Below are 1,811 nucleotides of genomic sequence, written 5' to 3'. Positions count from 1 at the left end.
TATCTTTATTCTTTTATAAATTCTGAAATGTCATTTAACTTTCCAATTGCAATTTTAGAATGATTATATAAGAAATCAGATTCATCAAAATTACTCATTGCTTCTGCTGTTTCTTTGACCACATGTTCGTGTCCACCAGCCCCTAGAATTAGTCAGCCCCGAAAGGTAAATAAGCTTTAAAAACTTCATTTTTTTCCTATAGACCTTTATCCACAGGTTCTGGGTATCAACTTGCAAATTTTAAAAAGTTATCCACGGGCCATAATTATAAAAACCCCTTTTTATCTTTTTTGCCTACACTTATTCAGTTCCATTAACTGTTATCACCCTCCTAGCCATTCGTTATAATATTACTCTATACTTTTTTCAATTCTTCTACGCTTATATATTAAGTCTTCCTCTGATAAGGGTTCTCTTCGCAAACTTTCTAATAATCCTTTTGCCACATTTTCTACTATTCGATTTAATTCCCTAATACCCTTAAATCCATATTCATAGAGTTGCACCAGCATATCTGCTATTTGTGTTATTAGGTAGTGATTCTGTAATGTTTGATAGTCTTTGCTGTTTTGATGGGTAATCATATATCTTTTATTCTTTTGCATGTTGAATCCTTCATTTTCGATTAACCATCTTTGTCTTCCTGTTTTTGCAAATTCTACTGCTGTTTGTCTTCCAATTTCTAAGCTGCTTAGCCATTGAAATGATTGATTTTTCTTTTCATCCCTATCTATATCTAGCACCATCATATTCACTTTATATCCTTTATACTCTAACTCATTTACCCACTGTATATGATGTCTATGTGTTCCTAACAGTCTACCTTTTTTAACTTCATCTACAAACACTATTCTTGATTCTACTTCATCCATCTTAGCTATTTCTTCATATTCTTGAGCTATACTTGGGATGCTACCTTCTTTATATCTTATCAGCCATTTCCACTTGTTTTCTTCACATATTTTCATGAAGGGTTCACTAGCGTATAGGCTATCCCCTAGAATACACATCGGCAACCTTGGAAACATTTTTTTTAATGACTCCGATAGCCTTTTAAATGCTTTTATTTCACAGTCTTGCTTACTTATATTTTCACTTTCGTTATCGATGAATTCTGTTCCTATACTCAATACAAGATTATCACCTAGTATAATTTTTGCTTCTAGTACTTGATGATAATACACTGTTTTCTCATCTTCCTCACCTTTATTGAAGGTTTTTGTTAAACAGTGCTCACAATGCCTCTTTTTGTAGCTATATAGCTGTGTCGCATCTACTATGACACACCAATACTTACCTAAAAGTCTAGCATCTTGAAAGCTTCTTTTTCGTATAATACTGACTAGCATTTTCTTTCTAATCTTTTCAAACTCGGATGGATCTAACTTAGATAAACATTCGTTGATTGTCACATAATGAGGTAAAAATTTGTGCTCATCAAGTCTTAAAATCTTATACACGTTTTTGACTAAATTATCCTCATTAAATGCATCCGTCATTTCTTTCATAGATGTAATAGAACAAACATTTTTTAGAATCATTACATATAGAACCACTTCAATTTCATAGGTCGTATAGCTTGTATTCCTACCATCCAATACATTTCTTAGGTCTTGAATTAATTCTGGAAAATAATGTTGCTGTATGTTAAGAAATTCTGCGATTTCGTTTTTTAATTCTTGTTTTAACTTACGTTTCTCTGCTCGTGTCATAATTAGCCCCTTTGCGAAAAAGTTTTTTTAAGTATAACATTTTTTCGCCGTGTTGCCTTGGTTTTTCCCTAATTATTACTGCGAAAAACATTTACCTTT

Annotated in this window: 1 protein-coding gene; it reads right to left on the bottom strand. The window is 32.1% G+C overall.

Annotation, left to right across the window (positions count from 1 at the left end; translation table 11 throughout):
- Positions 1 to 350: 350 nt before the first annotated feature.
- Positions 351 to 1,712, bottom strand: coding sequence for a transposase family protein (locus ACX6CF_RS25725; RefSeq protein ID WP_458788247.1), 1,362 nt, complete (start codon positions 1,710 to 1,712; stop codon positions 351 to 353).
- Positions 1,713 to 1,811: the final 99 nt, after the last annotated feature.

The sequence above is a fragment of the Vallitalea sediminicola genome, assembly GCF_054408565.1.
Note: the sequence above shows the minus strand (reverse complement) of the source record. Positions and strands in the feature narration are given on the sequence as shown.

Bases quoted from the DNA above. Each gene is read 5' to 3' on its own strand.
- ACX6CF_RS25725 (WP_458788247.1), bottom strand. From the start codon at position 1,712: ATGACACGAGCAGAGAAACGTAAGTTAAAACAAGAATTAAAAAACGAA.